At 65.7% G+C, this 17,520-nt stretch carries 14 protein-coding genes and 2 pseudogenes; 5 read left to right on the top strand and 11 right to left on the bottom strand.

The features are described from left to right. The first annotated feature begins 1 nt into the window (after position 1). Complete coding sequence (locus tag DY157_RS03415; RefSeq protein ID WP_115727224.1) at positions 2 to 2,530, top strand: GH116 family glycosyl hydrolase; 2,529 nt, start codon at positions 2 to 4, stop codon at positions 2,528 to 2,530. Between the two features lie 18 nt (positions 2,531 to 2,548). On the opposite strand, the gene DY157_RS03410 is transcribed toward DY157_RS03415, so the two are convergent. Both DY157_RS03410 and DY157_RS11965 read right to left on the bottom strand, forming a co-directional pair. Continuing rightward, on the bottom strand, positions 2,549 to 3,406 hold the full coding sequence (locus tag DY157_RS03410; RefSeq protein WP_235827056.1) for a substrate-binding domain-containing protein: 858 nt from the start codon (positions 3,404 to 3,406) through the stop codon (positions 2,549 to 2,551). A 33-nt stretch (positions 3,407 to 3,439) separates the two neighbouring features. Next, positions 3,440 to 3,568, bottom strand: a pseudogene (locus DY157_RS11965) (LacI family DNA-binding transcriptional regulator); the annotation flags it as partial. A gap of 96 nt (positions 3,569 to 3,664) precedes the next feature. Between DY157_RS11965 and DY157_RS03405 the strand changes: the two are divergent. The 3 genes from DY157_RS03405 (at position 3,665) to DY157_RS11910 (ending at position 6,974) form a co-directional block, all read left to right on the top strand. After that, positions 3,665 to 4,807 (top strand): glycoside hydrolase family 172 protein, encoded by a 1,143-nt coding sequence (locus tag DY157_RS03405; RefSeq protein WP_115727914.1) that lies wholly within the window; start codon positions 3,665 to 3,667, stop codon positions 4,805 to 4,807. Between the two features lie 583 nt (positions 4,808 to 5,390). Next, positions 5,391 to 6,347 (top strand): IS1634 family transposase, encoded by a 957-nt coding sequence (locus DY157_RS11875; protein WP_268876488.1) that lies wholly within the window; start codon positions 5,391 to 5,393, stop codon positions 6,345 to 6,347. Positions 6,348 to 6,383: 36 nt separating this feature from the next. Next, positions 6,384 to 6,974 (top strand): IS1634 family transposase, encoded by a 591-nt coding sequence (locus DY157_RS11910; RefSeq protein WP_328587396.1) that lies wholly within the window; start codon positions 6,384 to 6,386, stop codon positions 6,972 to 6,974. Between the two features lie 350 nt (positions 6,975 to 7,324). Here the strand turns inward: DY157_RS11910 and DY157_RS03395 are convergent, their stop codons facing one another. From DY157_RS03395 to DY157_RS03370, 7 genes are read right to left on the bottom strand one after another with little or no spacing between them, the layout of a single operon-like run. Beyond that, positions 7,325 to 8,236 (bottom strand): copper transporter, encoded by a 912-nt coding sequence (locus DY157_RS03395; protein ID WP_115727222.1) that lies wholly within the window; start codon positions 8,234 to 8,236, stop codon positions 7,325 to 7,327. A gap of 10 nt (positions 8,237 to 8,246) precedes the next feature. After that, positions 8,247 to 9,440: a putative cytokinetic ring protein SteA gene (gene steA / locus DY157_RS03390; RefSeq protein WP_235827055.1), complete on the bottom strand. Its 1,194-nt coding sequence runs from the start codon at positions 9,438 to 9,440 to the stop codon at positions 8,247 to 8,249. Further along, on the bottom strand, positions 9,437 to 11,107 hold the full coding sequence (gene recN / locus DY157_RS03385) for a DNA repair protein RecN (protein ID WP_115727221.1): 1,671 nt from the start codon (positions 11,105 to 11,107) through the stop codon (positions 9,437 to 9,439). Before recN ends, steA begins: the two co-directional genes overlap by 4 nt. Then, the gene (locus DY157_RS03380; protein ID WP_174232123.1) at positions 11,104 to 11,952 is read right to left on the bottom strand and encodes an NAD kinase; all 849 of its coding nucleotides are present in this window, start codon (positions 11,950 to 11,952) and stop codon (positions 11,104 to 11,106) included. Before DY157_RS03380 ends, recN begins: the two co-directional genes overlap by 4 nt. After that, positions 11,949 to 12,779, bottom strand: a complete 831-nt coding sequence (locus DY157_RS03375) for a TlyA family RNA methyltransferase (RefSeq protein ID WP_115727220.1) — start codon at positions 12,777 to 12,779, stop codon at positions 11,949 to 11,951. Before DY157_RS03375 ends, DY157_RS03380 begins: the two co-directional genes overlap by 4 nt. Next, positions 12,776 to 12,928, bottom strand: a complete 153-nt coding sequence (locus DY157_RS11320; protein ID WP_218938046.1) for a hypothetical protein — start codon at positions 12,926 to 12,928, stop codon at positions 12,776 to 12,778. The genes DY157_RS03375 and DY157_RS11320 overlap by 4 nt, the downstream gene beginning before the upstream one ends. A gap of 20 nt (positions 12,929 to 12,948) precedes the next feature. After that, the gene (locus tag DY157_RS03370) at positions 12,949 to 14,844 is read right to left on the bottom strand and encodes an HAD-IIA family hydrolase (RefSeq protein WP_235827054.1); all 1,896 of its coding nucleotides are present in this window, start codon (positions 14,842 to 14,844) and stop codon (positions 12,949 to 12,951) included. On the opposite strand from DY157_RS03370, the gene DY157_RS11315 reads away from it, so the two are divergent. After that, complete coding sequence (locus tag DY157_RS11315) at positions 14,761 to 15,672, top strand: hypothetical protein (protein WP_160159434.1); 912 nt, start codon at positions 14,761 to 14,763, stop codon at positions 15,670 to 15,672. The two genes, DY157_RS03370 and DY157_RS11315, sit on opposite strands and share 84 nt — an antisense overlap. Before the next feature lie 250 nt (positions 15,673 to 15,922). On the opposite strand, the gene DY157_RS03365 is transcribed toward DY157_RS11315, so the two are convergent. Together DY157_RS03365 and DY157_RS03360 are read right to left on the bottom strand one after the other, a co-directional pair. Beyond that, a complete protein-coding gene (locus DY157_RS03365) occupies positions 15,923 to 16,459 on the bottom strand; it encodes an IS1634 family transposase (RefSeq protein ID WP_328587399.1) in 537 nt (178 codons plus the stop codon). Continuing rightward, positions 16,396 to 17,497, bottom strand: a pseudogene (locus DY157_RS03360) (IS256 family transposase); the annotation flags it as partial. The gene DY157_RS03365 and the pseudogene DY157_RS03360, both read right to left, overlap by 64 nt. Positions 17,498 to 17,520: the final 23 nt, after the last annotated feature.

The raw sequence follows: 17,520 nt of genomic DNA, 5'->3' as shown, positions 1-17,520 counted from the left end.
GATGGTTCATAGTTTCGGAAAGCACGGTTCGGAGGAATTCGGAGACGTTTCTCGGCCGATCTACTCGTCGAGCGATACGACCTGGCGATTTCCACTTGGGGGCGTCTGCACGGGGGGCGTGTCATTCGGCCCGCGGTGTGAATTGACAGATTGGCAACTTTGGAACGGCCCTCGCTTCGGCGGGAAGAACGGATATTCGTTCTTCGCTATTCGAACTACAAACCCGATCGGCGTTCCGACGTCGAGGATCATTGAGTCACAATACTCGGCCCCGTTCGACTGGCAAGGCGGATCTCCATTTGCAGAGTTGGCGGGTTTACCGCGTTTCACCACCGGAACGGTCTCCGCGTTGTTCCCGTTCGCGTTCGGGGAACTCGCCGACCCGGAGTTCCCTGCAAGCGTGCATATTCGCGCAGTCACGCCCTTCATTCCACTCGATCTTGATTCTTCGTCGCTCCCGCTGGTCGAGTTCAGAATCAGCGTGGAGAATACGTCCGCCACGCCTTTGTCATTTTCGGTTGTTGGAACAACGAGCTACGATCCATCGCTCTTCGCCGACACTGTCGATTCAGGTCTGGCGGCTCCGTGCTCGACTGTCATTCGAGAGCATGGGTGGTCAGGAGTAGAGCTGGCGGGGGCAGCGTCCGGTGGGAAGTACTCGTCGATTGCCCTTGCGATTGGCGACGAAGGTGCAGAGGTACTTCCCGCTTGGAGTGTCGACTTCTGGCCGGATGCTTCAGAGCAGTTCTGGACGGAGTTTACGACTACCGGTCGACTTCCGAGCGAGGGCTTGCCAACACACGAGTCGGAACCGCTACCGCTATTTTCCTCAAACTTTGATCCAGCGCACCATGACATTTGGGACGTACTGCCAAAGGAGAGGACCGCTTCCGTGGCCTCCACCCAAGAAATTGCTCCTGGTGATATTGGAGAGTTCGTATTTGTACTCGCGTGGCTGGTTCCATACCGATTGGCAGAGTGGAATGGCAACATCGGGCTCGAGGGAGGAGAGACTCACCGGAGAGTCTTGAATTCCTACGCCGAGAGATGGGCGAACGCGCATGAAGTCATCGCGCACTATTTCGGCCATCGTGACGACCTCCTCGCTAGTTCTTCGCGATTCGCGGTCACGCTGTGTGACTCGACGATTCCAGCAGCATCCCAGAGGTCAATCGCGGCTTCTCTTGCAGCGTTGCGCACCCCGCTCGTCTTCGCAATTGAGGATGGTGCCCGACAAGGTCCCGTACTTGGAGCTTGGGAAGGTCTATTTGAAAGTGTCGGTTCCTGCGAGGGAAGCTGTACACACGTATGGTCATACGCGCAGACGCTCGCCTGGGTCTTCCCCGAGCTCGAGCGCAGCGCTCGAGAGCTTGAGTTTGACGAGGAAACTTCCCCGGAGGGCTCCCAGCGCTTCAGATCCAATGCACTATTCAGAAATCCCCAGTGGTTCATGGCTCCGGCAGTCGACGGTCAGCTCGGCACCATCCTGCGCCTATATCGCGAGTGGCGCTTTGCGGGTGATGACACATGGCTCTCCCGCCGATGGCACTCCGCGGCCCGCGCCCTCGACTTCGCACTAACCAATTGGGTCGATCCAGAGACCGGCCTTGTCAATGCTCGGGTCCACAACACATACGACATCGAGTTCGAGGGAAGTGAGCCGCTCGCAAACTCCATGCTCATCGCCGCTCTCGACGCGGGTGAGCGCCTCGCAAGACGTATGCATGACACTATTCACGCTGATACCTGGAAAGAAGCGCGCCTGCGATGTCGAACCGCATTCGGTGAGCTTCTCTTCAATGGCGAGTACTTCCAACAGATCGGATGCTCCGAGGCCGCGCGCCACCAGTTCGGTAGTGGTGTGCTTTCAGATCAACTTCTTGGACAGTTCCACGCGCTCGTGAATGGCCTTGAGCAGATTACGAACAACGCGTCACTTGATTCTGCTCTCGACGCGATCTTCACCCACAACTTCGTTGCCGACCTTTCCTGCGTCCCCTCCACGAGGCGCGCCTTTGCTCTTCCCAGGGAAGCTGGTCTTCTGTTGGCATCTTGGCCCCACGGGGACCGACCCCAAGTGCCATTTGTTTACTCGGACGAAGTTTGGACGGGAATCGAACATGAAGTTGCAACGCTGTTGCTTTCTCGCGGTCGCATTGCGCAATGCGACCGTATCGAATCGGCAATTTCCGAACGCTACGACGGCGTGAAAAGAAATCCATGGAGCGAGATTGAATGCGGGCGATACTATGCCCGGTCAATGTCTTCTTGGGCTCTCCTGTTAACCGAATCCGGGCAGCAATGGGACGCTCCTCATAGACGGCTAGATTTTCATCCAGCTCGACCTGACGGCTACTCGGGACTCTTCATTACCAATAGTGCCTGGGGGCGCGTGACGATCAATCCAAATGAGTTCAAGATCCGTGTACTCCAGGGCACCCTTGACAAGGTCACAATTGTTTGCAATGGATACGTACTCTGGCACAACATCACCCTCGAACGCGAGCAGTATCTTCACACCTTCAGGTGATGAGCCGTTTCGAGAGCATCATCTAGTTCCACGGAGCCCTTCCTGTTGCTGCTTCGGCATAGACCTCAGCGAACCAATATCGTCGCCAACTTCAACTATCAGCGCACGCGGTTCGACGCGCGAGCCCCTAATCCGATCGAGGAGCAACTCAGCTCCTTCCCAACCGATTCGGTATTCATGTAGATCCACTATCGACACGTTTCTAAGAGACAATGTCGAATAGGGAAGATTGCCGATCACAGCCGCCCCAATTCGCGGCGGAAGGATCTCCCGTTCGGTCAACGCCTGCAGCATACCTACACCAATCAGACTGTTGGCGGCGACTATCGCCTCTGGAGGATCCGCTCTATCGAGAAGCTCAAGGGTCGCTCGATATCCGCCACCGACCTTAAAGTCAGTTTCAACCTCAATCACAGTGGAGAGAGAGCCCTTGGCTTCGCTCATCGCATCCATCCAACCCCGACGGCGCTGGCTCGCAGTATCGATGTAGCCCGGCCCACCGATGAAGGCGATTCGCCGATAGCCCTGATCAATTAGCGACTTCGTCGCAATCCGACCGGCATCGGCGTTTGCGGAGATCACAGAATCAACGGCGATGTCGGGTGCACGGTCCACCACGACTACTGGCATACCAAGCCTCTCAAGCTCTGCAGGAGGATGCGCAGTGTCAGCGACCACCATCATTAGACCCGCCATTTCTTGGGCACGCGAAATTCGCAAATAGCTCCGCTCCTTCTCTTTGGAATCGTCAGTATTGCAAAGCACGAGCGAGAAGCCGTCTCTAATCACTCGATCCTCAACGCCTCTTGCCAACTCAGTGAAGTATGGGTTCGCAAGATCAGGAATGATGAGAGCGATCAGGTCCGATCGACGCATACGGAGATTCCGAGCTGCCCGATTCGGAGTGAATGAGAGCTGCTCGGCGGCAGCCAGGACTGCGCGCGTCCGAGCGTCGGACACTCGTGCCCCATTGAAGACTCTCGAGACAGTCGCTACAGAAACATTGGCCAGGCGCGCAACGTCCGAAATCGTCGCCATTCATTTCCCTTCGATACACGATCATCTTGCCGACGCCAACTGTAATCGATTACACTGGCGGCGGAACACCAATCCACGTCGTCGATGAGGTCGCTCATGGATCTGTCATCCCTGTACATCCTGCCCGAATCCGGTAGCGTGCACACGCGTTCGATCAGTCCGGAAAACTTTGATGGCTCGAAGGGAGGTGGTGCAAGGGCCACGTCAGGTACCGGTGCTGGTTGTGCTCGAGATCTCGGGCCCGGCTGGAAAGTGTCACCGAGCGTTGACATCGATCCAGGAGCTACGTTTGTTGTCGCAGACATCGAAGGGGCTGGCTGCATCTCCCACATTTGGGCAACGACACATACGGACAACTGGCGCACACTCGTCTTGCGTATGTACTGGGACGGTGATCCGGAGCCTGCAGTGGAGGTTCCTTACGGCGACTTTTTCTGCAACGGATGGGGAGTCTTCTCCCAAGTGAATTCGCAGACGGTTGCAGCCAATCCGCATGGCGGATTCAATTCATACTGGCCGATGCCCTTTCGAAGAGGTGCTCTCATCACACTCGAGAACACCTCGGAAGCATCCGCCAGAGTCTATTATCAGGTGACATATGAACTACGGGCAGTTCCACCTACAATAGGCTACTTTCATGCGCAGTGGCGTCGATCGAATCCTCTTGAGGAGAAGAAGCCACACGTCCTCCTGGACAAGATCACCGGACACGGTTCGTACGTTGGGACCTATCTGGCCTGGGGAGTGAACTCAAATGGCTGGTGGGGCGAGGGTGAGATGAAGTTCTACTTCGATGGTGATCGCAAATATCCAACGATCTGCGGCACTGGCACCGAAGACTACTTCGGAGGTGCATGGAATTTTGACGTTCCCGGTCATGGGTACACTGAATACTCAACTCCCTATCTCGGTATGCCACAGGTCATCAGACCGGATGGCCTGTACAGCTCTCAGCAGAGGTTCGGACTCTACCGCTGGCACATTTTGGATCCGATCCGTTTTGACGAAGAGATATCCCGAGTTGAAATTCAAGCCTTGGGATGGCGCGCGGGATGGCGTTATCTCCCACTTCGAGACGATATCTCCTCGACGTCATTCTTCTACCTTGATCACAGTTCCACGTCGCGACCGACTTCGCCAACGTCGGAATCCATGGAGATTCACTTGGGAACGCTGCCTGTCCCCGATCTTGGCGCATGTCCGGCGAGAGCGGAAACCCACTTCAGCCTTGATCGATGATCCTTCGAGCCCCGTCTCAAGTAATGGAGCATACCTACCGAAAATGCAGGCTGAAACGCTCGAGAAGAACTGGAACGAAACTGCAGGTATTCCTAGGTGTACTTGCCCGAAAAGATGTGAACGGGTTCAGGGGTGAGGACCTAGATGGTCAGGATGTGGGTTATCGCGCTCGCATCCTGACCACGGAGGTCCTCGTGATTCACGCAAGCGTCCCTTTGACACGTCTGAGAAGCATCGTCGCCTGGCTGTTCGTCGTCGAGCTGCGCTGTTCCTTGTAGCCCGCCCCGGAACGGTTCAGGTGCTCGCTGGCGACGGCGAAGCGGTTGGCGGACCGGTAACGGTTCGGGCTGTCAGTGACCGATCAAGACTCAATCTAAGCCATGCTCTTCCCCGCAGCGATCGCCGCGCAAGGTGCTGCGGTTTGCATGCCGGTCGGGTCGTCACCGGAGAGGTATTCACCTGCGGTTCGACCTGAGTTGCACAGTTGGGTCTGATTTCGGCTCTTTGTGAGTGTGTTTTGCCTGGTGGGGTTGTGTTTGGTTTTCGTGGATGACACACCCCGCGGGCTGGGTATTGTGGGCTCGTGGTGTTCGTTCGCAAGGTGCCAGGGCGTAATGGTGCGGTCAAAGTGCAGATCGCTGAGCGCCGCGATCGACGCGATGTCGTGCTGGAGCATGTCGGTACTGCTCACAGCGACGGCGAGCTTGCCGCGCTGCTTCGCATCGCGAACGATCATCTGCACCCTGGCCAGGAGACGCTGCCGTTGGACACCGACTCGGGGAAGATGCCGGGTCAGGCGGTTGTGGTCGCCCAGGAGTCGCGTCTGCTCCTGGAGGCGATCCGTAGCGTCTACAGGTTCCTCGGGTTTGAAGAAGCATTGGGTGATGAAGGGTTCTTCCAGCTTGTCGCCGCCCGCCTCATCGCTCCCGGATCCGTCAGGGCTGCCGGGCTTGTCCTTGAAGAGCTCGGCGTTGCTGCGCGCCACCGCAACTCCTTGCAGTCTGCTCTGGAGCGGGCCAACAGGGATGACTATCGGAACCGGATCGCCACAGCGTGTTTTCGCCACGCCCTGTCGGGCGGGGACCTGTCTCTGGTCTTGTACGACGTGACGACCTTGTATTTCGAGGCGGAGAAGGAAGACGAGCTTCGAAAGGTGGGGTATTCGAAGGAGCGGCGCGTGGACCCCCAGATCGTGGTGGGCCTGCTCGTCGACCGGCAAGGCTTCCCCCTGGAAGTCTCGTGTTGGGAGGGGAACAAGGCGGAAACCCAGACGATCCTGCCGACCGTCAAAGCTTTCCAGGAACGCCACGGCGCCCACGACATGGTGGTGGTCGCCGACGCTGGCATGCTCTCGGCCTCCAACCTGCGCGAGTTGGATGAGGCGGGCTTGCGGTTCAATTGTGCGGGGCCCGCCAAACACGAGCACCCCATGATCTGGAAGCCCACTTCCACTGGCACGGCGACGCGTTCGCCGACGGGCAGCTGGTTGACACCATCACCCCGCGCGGGAACGCCCGTGCGAATGCCTCTTCGGACCTGAAGGTGAAGGCGGAGCCCGTATGGGACCCCAGGACGCATGAGCAGTCGTGGCGGGCTGTCTGGGCCTACTCGGCGAAACGGGGGGCCCGCGACGCGAAAACCCTGCGCCTGCAAGAAGAACGCGCCCGCGACATCGTCGAGGGATGCCGGCAGGCGAAGAAGGCGCGCTTCGTCGCCCAAGCCCGCGGATCAGCCAGCCTTCGTCGCCCAAGCCCGCGGATCAGCCAGCATCGACGAAAAGGGTATTGAGCGGGCGCGAATGCTCGTGGGATTGAAGGGCTACGTCACCAACATCCCCAAACACCTCATGCCCGCCTCGGAGGTGATCACCTCGTATCACGATCTCTGGCACGTCGAGCAGTCCTTCCGCATGAGCAAAACCGACCTCAAAGCCAGGCCGATCTTCCACCACACACGCGACGCCATCGAAGCACACCTGACCGTCGTCATCACCGCCCTCGCCGTCGCCAGGGACATTCAACGCCGCACCGGAACGACCCTCAAGAGCGTCGTCAGGCAACTCCGGCCCCTGCGTCACGTCACCATCCGCATCGCCGGACACAACATCACCGCCCAACCCACCATCCCACCAACCGCGAAAACCATCCTCGACAGCCTCGCCACGTGACACACCCCAACTGTGCAACTCAGGTTGAACTACGAGCACGAGGAGACCGCGGTCGCTCTATTGCCGCGAGCGAACGCCTCGGAGTCACCGTCACCGTCGTAAAGGGCGCCCGCTACCGCTCATACGCCTTCGCAGATACTCTCGGGTCCGTCAAGAGCGCAGTTGGGCCAAGCCCTACCGACCCGTTGAGCAACGGCAAGTTCGAGCACTACACCGCGCTCGTGTCGCCGAGTGGACCTACTTCGCTGCCACACGACCTGCCTGTCTCACAGCATTCGCCCCTATCCCCAAACTGGAATCGGCGGCAAGCCCCCTCAGACAGTGTTCACATTATTACGGGAGATACACAATCAGGGCAGGTCGGGGAGCACCTTCTCCGCGCCCTCGCCGACGCCGAAGGCGCGTGCGGCCGCCGATGCGTCGCGCAGGGCCGCGACCGCGGAGACGTTCGCGAGTGCGGTTCCAGGCGAGTCGATCGTCGTCACCTGGGCGCCAGTCGAGCGCAGCGAGGCGACCATCGAGGTCGAGTCGTGCGCGTCGCCGACGACGACGCCCGACTTCGGAGCGGCGGCGACCGCGCGGGCGAGGCCCGCCCAGGCGTCGGGGCTCGCCGCAGAGGCCGCGGACTGGGAGTCGGAGGCCGACTGCGCGGAGTCGCGGGCGCCGATGACGACGATCGCCTCGGCGCCGCCCTTCGGGTCGGAGTCGAGGGAGAGGATCGGCGTCGACTGATCGGTGAGGATCTCCTTCACGAGGTCGGTCTCCGAGCCCGTCGAGGTGAGCACGGAGACGACGCCGAAGCCGATGATCGCGTCGCCGCTCGCGTCCGAGGGGAGCGAGGGCAGGTGCGTCGCAAGGGGGGTCGACAGGGTCTCGCGGTACTGGGACATCGAAGCGGACTCCCAGTTGTCCGTGAGCGATGCGGCGCCGACGACCTCGGCGCCCGCGGACTTGAGTGCCTCGGTCGCCGTCTTGACGTCATCGGCGTTCGCGCCCGGAAGGGATACGGTCGCGACCTTGAGACCGGACAGCGATCCGGAGAGCTTCGCGGAGGCGAGGGCGTTGAGGCCGGCGGCGTCCGCGTCGGCGATCCGCTGGGCGTCGGCGAGGCTCGCGGCATCGGCCGCGGAGGTCGATGCCTGCGAGGACGAGAGGGCGGAGGCGAGCCTCGACTGGAGGGGGCCCGCGCCGAGGACGACGCCGATGGCGAGGGCGGCGAAGACCGCGATGAGCGAGACGATGTGGTAGCGGAAGTTCAGCATTCTCAATTCCTCAGGCGAGCGCGGTCAGGGGGCCGGTGAGCGGGTGGGCGCCGGGCGAGGCGGTCACGAGGCCGTGGGCCCATGCGGCCAGACCGGTGAAGAGATCGCGGCCCCACGGCGTCGACCAGAGCGCGGCGCCGAGGCACGCGAGGACGACGAGGAGGAGGAGCGCGAGCCAGCCGCCGGAGATACGCGGCCTGTGCGAGGCGGCGACGGCCTTCGCGGAGACGAGGGCGTCGCCGGCGGCGAGCCGCGTGAAGAAGGAGGGGGCCATCGCGGAGCGTCCGCGGTCGATGAAGTCGTCGAGGTCGTGGGACCCGCCGGCGACGACGATCGAGGAGGCGCCGGAGTGGGTGGCGACGAGGATCGCCGCGTCTTCCGCGGTGCCCGACATCTCGAGGGCGTCGCAGTGGAGGCCCATGCGGTCGAGCCGCTCCTTGCCCGGGGCGATGCCGTCGTGACCGCGGACGACGATGCGGCGCTTCGCGCCGCGCAGGGCCTTCTCGTCCATGCGCTCCATGTCGCCGACGACGAAGTCGGGGGCGATTCGCGCCCTTCGCGCGGTGTCGGCGCCCGCGTCGACGGCGATGACGACCGGGGCGGCGTCGCCGATCCACCGGCGCAGGGACTTGAGGTCGGCGTCCGCGCGATCGTCGTCGAGGACGAGGAGGACCGTCTTCCCCTCGAGCGCCTTCGGGTAGACGGGGACGCCCTCGCCGCGCAGGACTCCCCCGTCGCGATCGAGGTACTCGTCGATCGAAGCGGCGAACGAGCCGATCTGCGTGGAGATCATGCGGCGCTGCTCGCGCTCGTCGCGCTCGAGGTCGGCGGCGTCGAGGAGGTGGCCGCTCGCGATCACCGCCCCGTCGCGCAGGACCTCGGAACCGCGGATCTCGAGGGTCTCTCCCTCTCGCACCGCCATGACGTCCTGCCCGAGGTCGTCGATGACGATGATCCCCGCGTCGAGGAGGATCCTCGGGCCGAGGACCCGGTGGCGACCGGAGGTCGACGGCGAAGCGTTGAGCACCGCCTTCGGGCTCCTCGAGGCGAGGGCGTGCGCGGACGCCCTGTCGAGGTCGATCTGGTCAACGACCGCGATCTCCCCCGGTTCGATCCGCGAGGCGAGATTCCTGATCCTGCCGTCGACGCGGGCGAGTCCGCGCGCGTCGACGCCCTGGGCGCGAGAGTTCTGTTCCTCTATCATCCCTGCGATTGTGACACGCCCGAGGTGAGGACCTCGATCGCGTGTCGGCGCGCCGCCGGGGAGTGAGGATCTCCACCCATCATGCGGGTGAGCTCCCCATCGCGCTCCTCGCCCTCGACGCGGCGGACGCTCGTGCGGCCGTCCTCCTTCGAGACGACGAGGTGAGTGGTCGCGAAGACCGCAACCTGCGGGAGGTGCGTGACGACGACGACCTGCCGGTTCGCGGCGAGGCGGGCGAGCCGCGCGCCGACCTCATTGGCGGTCCGTCCGCCGATGCCGGCGTCGACCTCGTCGAAGACGAAGGTCTCGGCGCGATCGTGCTCTCCGAGAATCACCTCGAGCGCGAGCATGATGCGCGAGAGCTCGCCGCCGGAGGCCCCCTGGCCGAGGGGCCGCGCTTGGGCGGAGGGATGAGGGCGCAGGAGGATCGCGATGTCGTCGAGCCCGTGCGAATTCGGTTTGGCGGGACCGACGGAGATCTCGAGGGCGGCGTCCTTCATGGCCAGGGCGTGGAGCTCGACGTCGACCGCGGCGGCGAGGCGCGAGGCGAGACCCCTCCGGGCTGCGCTGAGGCGTCCGCCGACCTCGAGGACGCGAGCCTGGGCCTCGTGGAGCCGGTCGCGAACGAGCGCGGGGTCGGTTCCCGCCCCCCTCAGTTCGCTCAGGCGCGCGCGGGCGCGGGACGCCCAGTCGAGGAGCTCGGCGGCGTCCGCGGCCCTCCCCTCGAGAAGGGACTTGAGAGCGGCTCGGCGCGCGTGGACGGCGGCGAGCCGCGCGGGATCGGCGTCGAGCGAGCGCGCATAGGCGCGCACGTCGTCGGCGAGGGTTTCGACGTCGATGATCGCGGCGTCGAATCGGGAGGCGAGGTCGGCGAGCGAGTCGTCGAGGCGCTCCGCCCCGCGCACCTGCTCGAGGGCCATGCGCAGGAGTCCCGCCGCCCCGTCGGCGTCCTCGGTTCCGGCGAGCATCTGACCCGCCGCGCCGGCGAACCGGCGGAGGTCCTCGACGTTCATCAGCCTGCGGGCCTCGGCGCGCAGCTCCTCGTCCTCGCCCGCGTGGACGTCGAGCGCGTCGATGGCCCCGAGTGCCTCTTCGAGCTCGGCGGCCTCGCGCTCCCTGTCGTCGGCGCCGGCTTCGACCTCGTCGAGCAGTCGCTTGAGGGAGACGGCCTCGCGCCACGCGACCGCATACTCCTCGAGGAGCGCGGTGTGAGGGGCTCCCCCGAAGGCGTCGAGGAGTTCGCGCTGGGCGGCGGGTGCTTTGAGGCGCATCTGCTCGGCCTGACCGTGGACCGTGAGGAGCGGCGAGACGACCTCGGAGAGGATCGACGCGGGGACCGGCCGACCGCCGAGGCGCGCCCGCGAGCGGCCCTGGGAGGCGACCGTGCGCGAGACGATGAGCTCGCCGTCCTCGACCTCTGCCCCGGCCTCGCGCGCCCGCTCGGCGTCGGACTCCCCGACGACGATCACGCCGTCGATCTGCGCGCTCGCCGCCCCGGCGCGGACGAGGGCGGGGTCGGCGCGCCCTCCGAGGAGGAGATCGACGGAGGTGAGGACCATCGTCTTGCCGGCGCCGGTCTCGCCGGTGAGCACGGTGAGGCCGTCGCCGAATTCGAGGACCGCCCGGTCGATGACGCCGAGCCCGGAGATCTCGATCGAGGAGATCATCCGGCCTGCGTCCTCGGATGTCCGGAGCGCCACCCGCGGACCGGAAGATTGAAGCGCTGGACGAGTCGCGCGGAGAAGGGAGTGTCGTCGAGGCGGACGAGGCGAACCGGACGCTCCCCGACGGTCGTCGAGACGATGGAGCCGGCGGGCAGGACGGTGCGGCGGGAGCCGTCGCACCACATCTCGGGATCCGCCCAGGTCTCCTCGAGGACGAGGACGTCGAGCGTCGAGGAGGGGCCGACGACGAGGGGGCGGGTGAAGAGCCCGTGCGCGGCGAGGGGCGCCATGACGATCGCCTCCGTGTCGGGCCAGACGACAGGTCCGCCAGCGGAGAAGGAGTAGGCGGTCGACCCGGTCGGGGTCGCGAGGACGATGCCGTCCGCGCCGTAGGTCGAGACGTCCTGCCCGTCGACGGCGAGGGCGAGGTGGACCGGGTGGGCGACGTTCGTGTGGATGACGACGGCCTCGTTGAGGGCCCAGTCCCTCGCGGTCGACCCGTCGGGGAAGTGGACCGCGACGTCGAGCGTCATGCGGTTCTCGAGGTGGAAGTCCTCGGCCGCGATCCGCTGCGCGATCTGAGAGAGCTCCTGGCCGGAGGCCTCGGCGAGGAAGCCCATGTGGCCCATGTTGACGCCGAGGAGGGGGACGTCGCGGCACCGGGCGTGCTCGGCGGCCGCGAGGATCGTCCCGTCGCCGCCCATTGCGAGGACGAAATCGGCCTCGGCCTCGGGTCCCTCGTCGACGACCTCGACGCCGAGCGCCTCGAGCTCCTCGCGGACCACGGACGCCGCGGTGATCGCGTCGGGCCTGTGGATGTGCCGGACGAGCATCACCGTGCGGATCATCGCTCCCCCTCTCCCGCCGGTCCCCTCTTCACGGCATCGACGATACGCGAGTGGAGGTCGTCGGGGGCGATGGCGTGCGGGTGACCGGCGCGCATGGAGAGGAAGTACTCGACGTTGCCGGACGGCCCGGGCAGGGGCGACGCCTCGACGGCGGCGATGTCGAGGCCCTCCGCGAGGGCGCAGCGCGCGACTTTCTCAACCGTCTCGACGTGGTGCTCGGGGTTGCGGACCACTCCCCCGTGCCCGAGCCGGTCCTTCCCGATCTCGAACTGGGGCTTCACCATGAGGAGGAAGTCCGCGTCCGGCGCGGCGACCGCGACGAGGGCGGGGATGACGAGTTCGAGGGAGATGAAGGACATGTCGCCGACGACGAGCTCGGGCGCGGGCACGACGTCGCCCGCCTTCATCGTCCGCACGTTCGTGCGGTCGCGGACCTCGACGCGAGGGTCCGCCTGGAGTCTCCAGGCGAGCTGCCCGTAGCCGACGTCGACCGCCACGACCGACGCGGCGCCTCGGCGCAGAAGGACGTCCGTGAACCCGCCGGTCGAGGCTCCCGCGTCGAGGCAGCGGCGTCCCTCGACCCTCGGGGCCTCGTCGCCGAGCGCATCGAGGGCGCCCGCGAGCTTGTGGGCGCCGCGCGACACGTACTCGTCGTCCTCGGACTGGGCGATGACGATCGCCTGCGCGGGGTTCATCTGACGGGCCGGCTTGAGGACGACCTCGCCGTCGAGCTTGACGCGCCCCGCCGCGATCATCTCCTGCGCCTGGGTGCGCGAACGCGCGAGCCCCCGACGCACGAGCTCGGAGTCGATCCGGCGGAGCTTCACAGCAGCTCCGGAGCGTCGAGACCCGCGCGCAGGCGCGCGTCGAGCGCGGAGAGCATCTCGATGCGGACCTCGAGGGGCGCCTCGTCGAAACCGGCGAGGAGCGCCTCGGCGTCACCGCCCCGGTCCGGTCGACCCCCCTCGGGGGTCACCGGACCAGGAAGGGGGGCGCTCACTTGGCGTCGTCCTCGTCCGCCTCGTCGGCGGTCTCGGCGAGGAGCCGCTCGAGCTCCTCCTCGCCCGGGAGGAAGGCGGGGGTGTCCTCGGCCGGATCGAGCGCGTCGGCGTCGACGGCGAGCGCCTCGTCCGTCGCGTCGAAGGCACCGGCCGCAGGGGTCTCGGGTGCCTCGGGCGCCTCCACGATTCCGGCGGGGTCGTCGTTCGCGACGACGACGAGCTCGGGGCAGCGCGGGGCGTCCCCGGCCTCGTCGGCGCGCTCCCAAGCGGCCGCTGCCATGGCGCGGTAGGTGTCGAGCGTGACCGTGTAGGTCGCGGAGGCGTCGAGCTCGACGTCGTCGATCATCAGCGAGCCGTAACGGGTCGCCTTGACGACCTGCGAGTCGCCGCAGGTCCACGTGCCGTCGCGGTGGTGCTTGGCGCGCGGGTGGGGCTCCAGGAGGCCGCGCATGTCGAGCGCGAGGAAGCTCGGGCGCTGGCCGCGCGGGGCGCGGACGATGTCGCGGGCGCCGTGGACGCCGGTGAGAACGTGCATCGCGGGAAGGCCCGCAGCGACGGCGCCCATGATGTCGGTCTCGAGACGATCGCCGACCGCGATCGGCTTGGCGCCCTCGACGAGGGCGGCCCCGCGCAGGTAGATCCCGGGCTCGGGCTTGCCGGCCGCGATCGGACGCTTGCGCGTGGCGTGCTGGATCGCCCGGACGAGCGAGCCGTTACCGAGGGCGAAGCCGCGCTCCTGCGGGAGGGTCGCGTCGAGGTTCGTCGCGAAGAACTGCGCGCCGCGCTCGATCGCGTAGGCGCCCTCGGTGAGGAGCGCCCAATCGACCGACTTGTCGAGGCCCTGGACGACGGCCGCGGGCTCGTCGTCCGCCGAGTCGACGAGGACGTAGCCGGCGCCCTCGAGCGCCTCGCGGAGACCGGCCCCGCCGATCGCGAAGATCTTCGAACCGTCCTCGATGTTCTCCTTCATGAGGGCGATGACGTCCATCGCGGAGGTCATCACCATCGAGGGATCGGTGTCGAAGCCCATCGAGTTGAGCTTGTCGGAGACCTGCTTCGGCGTCCGCATCGCGTTGTTCGTCACGAAAACGGTCTTCATGCCGGCCTCGCGCGCCTCCGCGATCGCCGGAGCGGCGTGATCGAGCGGGACGTCGCCGTTCCACGCGGTGCCGTCGAGGTCGAGGAGCGCGCAGTCGAAGGCCTCGACGAGCGGGGTCTCCATGCCGCGCAGCGCGGTCCGCTTGTTGTCGACGTCCGCGTCCGCGTAGAGGGAGATGTCGACGATCTCGGGATCCTCAATCTCCTCGGGGAGGTGCGCCTCGACTTCGTCGGCCTCGGCATCGCGGCCGAGCTCGCGCAGGCGATCGATCTTCACCTCCATGAGGCGCCCGAGAAGCGCGGGATCGGTGTCTGCGGGAAGGGCCGCGAGGGCGTCATCGACGATGAGCAGTCCGACCTCGTTCTGCCCGAGGTCGGCGCGCGCGCCGGAGGAGACGAGGACGAGCTCGACCTGCTCGGAGAGCTCCATGCCCTGGGTGCTCGTCTGGTCGATGATCTCGACCGCCTTCTCGGGATGACCGAGGCCGCGCTCGCAATCGGCCTCGACGGCCCGCAGCGAGTCGTCGCCGCGCATGCGGCGCACCGCGCGGACCTCGCGGAGGGCCTCCTCGTAGCGGCCCGAGGCGTAGGCGGTGAGGGCCGCGGCCTCACGGACGACGTCGACCCGTCCGGCGCGCGAAGCGGCGGCGGCGGCGTGCTTGTACGCCTCCTCGGGGTCGAGGTCGATGAGCTGGCCGGCCATGACGAGGTGACGGGCGACGATGTCCTTGTTCGGGCCCGACAGCGTGTTGAGGGCGCGCAGCGCCGCCGCGTCGAGCTCCTCGGCGGACACGCCGCCGGGGATCATCGGCTCGTCCGGGTTCGGGGAGATGTACTCGTCGGTCGACGAGAAGTTCTGGTAGTCGGCGTCCCGACGCTGGCCGCGACGGTCGTCGCGATCCTGGAAGCGCCCGCCCTGCTTGCGATCGTCACGACCCTGGAAGCGCCCACCGCGCCGGTCGTCGTCGCGCCGCGGACCACGACGATCGTCGGACTGGAACCGACCACGGGACCCGGAGCGGTCGAAGCGGCCTCCGCGGTCCTCGCGGTTGAATCCGCCGCGGTCGCCGTACGAGCGCTCGCCGTAGGAACGGCCGCCACGGCCGCCGTCCTGACGACCCCGGAAACCGCCTTCGCGACGCTCGCCTCGATCGAAGCCGCCCTCGCGGCCCCCACGATCATTCCGACGATCCGAGAAGTCGCGGCCGCCGCCGTAACCACCCTCGCGGCCTCCGCGGTCCTCGCGGTTGAATCCGCCGCGGTCGCCGTACGAGCGCTCGCCGTAGGAACGGCCGCCACGGCCGCCGTCCTGACGACCCCGGAAACCGCCTTCGCGACGCTCGCCTCGATCGAAGCCGCCCTGACGATCCTGACGCTCGAAACCGCCCTCGCGGCCCCCACGATCATTCCGACGATCCGAGAAGCCGCGGCCGCGGCCGTAACCGCCCTCGCGGCCCCCACGATCATTCCGACGATCGGCCCCGTCGCGCCAGTGCTGGCGGCGCTGGAATCCACCACGGCCCTCGTTCGATCGTCCGCGCTGCTCGTCTGCCATGGTGATTCCTCTATTCCGCGCCCAATGCGCTTGTTCGATCGCGGGCCGTCGCCTCGCACGTCGTGAAACTGTTGATTCCCGTCAATCCTAGCCAAAGCACCCAAGGGCACCAGGCCTCCCCGGGTCGAGTGTGCCCAGCGGCACGGGGAGATGCGCCACACCCTCCCCGTCGAGAGCATTACGTTGGCGCGTCGAGGGGATCTCTTCGACCCTGGTGTCGTTGTCCGGTGGTGGTGGTTGTTGGGGTTGTGCGCGCGCGTGTGGGTGTGTGTGGGTGTGCGTCTGGCCTGACTCGTGCAGTTTAAGTGACCCAGATTTATGGTGTGGGGTCGATGTGGAGGCTGGTGAGGATTCTTCGGGCGGTGTCGTTGAGGGGGTCTGCGGCGGTGGCGGTGTGGTTGCCGATTCGTATGGTGATTTCTTGGAGGGGACGCAGGGTCCGCACGAGGTTCTTGATGCTCATTCCGGTTCTGGTCTGAAGGTGGCGTGCGACGGCGAGGGCGGTGATGACGACGGTGAGGTGTGCTTCGATGGCGTCGCGTGTGTGGTGGAAGACCGGCCTGGCTTTGAGGTCGGTTTTGCTCATGCGGAAGGACTGCTCGACGTGCCAGAGATCGTGGTACGAGGTGATCACCTCCGAGGCGGGCATGAGGTGTTTGGGGATGTTGGTGACGTAGCCCTTCAATCCCACGAGCATTCGCGCCCGCTCAATACCCTTTTCGTCGATGCTGGCTGATCCGCGGGCTTGGGCGACGAAGGAGCTTGTCAATTGTTTTGTGTAAGCGGTGGTTAGAGATGGGGGGTGATGCGTTCGGGGTAGGCGGCGGCGAGTTGGGCGAGGGCTTGTTTCCAGTTGGTGGTGAGGCGGCCTTCGACGAGCCGGTTGGTCGCGCGCCGGGAGGGTTTGCTGGTGGGGGTTGTGGCGCGTTCGGCGGCTCTGCGGTCTTCGATGTTGCAGATCGCCAGCCACAGCAGCTTCACGGCCGCCGCGTCGGAGGGGAAGTGGCCCCGGTTCTTGGTGACTTTGCGCAGCTGGTAGGTCAAGGATTCGATGGCGTTGGTCGTGTACAAGACGCGCCGGAGCATGGGCGGGAAGGCGAGGAAGGGCGTGAACCGTTCCCAGGCGCGCTGCCAGGTGCTCAGGGCGTCAGGGTACTTGTCCGCCCATCCGGCGGCGAACTCGGCGAGGGCGTCCAAGGCGGCGTCCTCGTTGACCGCGGTGTAGACGGGTTTGAGGGCGGCGGCGACCTTCCTTGCGATCCTGGTAGGCGACGAACCTCATCGAGGAGCGGATCAGGTGGACGACGCAGGTCTGGACCATCGAGTCGGGCCAGGTCGCCTCCACCGCCTCAGGAAGGCCTGCCAGCCCGTCGCAGCACACGAACAGGACGTCCCTGACTCCCCGGTTGGCGAGCTCGGCGCACACGTGCGCCCAGAAGGAAGCTCCCTCTTCGGACTGGATCCAGATCCCCAGCACGTGCTTGACGCCGTCCATGTCGACCCCGACCGCCAAGTGGGCCGCCCGGTTCGACACCCTCCCCTGGTCGCGGATCTTCACGCGGATCGCATCCAGGTAGATGATCGGATAGAACTCGTCCAGGGGGCGCTGCTGCCACTCCAGGACGGCATCGCACACGGCGTCGGTAATCGTGCTGATCGTCCCGGCCGACAGCTCCACCCCCAGCGTGGACTCCAAGTGGTGGCGGATCTCGCGCACCGTCATCCCACCGGCGTACAAGCTGATAATCATGCCGTCCAGGCCGTCCATGCGCCGCTGGCCCTTACGCACCAGGCGAGGCGTGAACGTGCCGGCACGGTCGCGGGGGACCTCGATCTCGAAGCTGCCGACCTGCGAGTCGATCACCTTGGTCGAGGTGCCGTTTCGGGCGTTGCCGCGCGCTACCGGCGCNAGGT

The organism is Actinomyces culturomici, from assembly GCF_900499005.1.
Taxonomy (GTDB): domain Bacteria; phylum Actinomycetota; class Actinomycetes; order Actinomycetales; family Actinomycetaceae; genus Pauljensenia; species Pauljensenia culturomici.
This window is presented reverse-complemented; position numbering and strand designations above follow the sequence as displayed.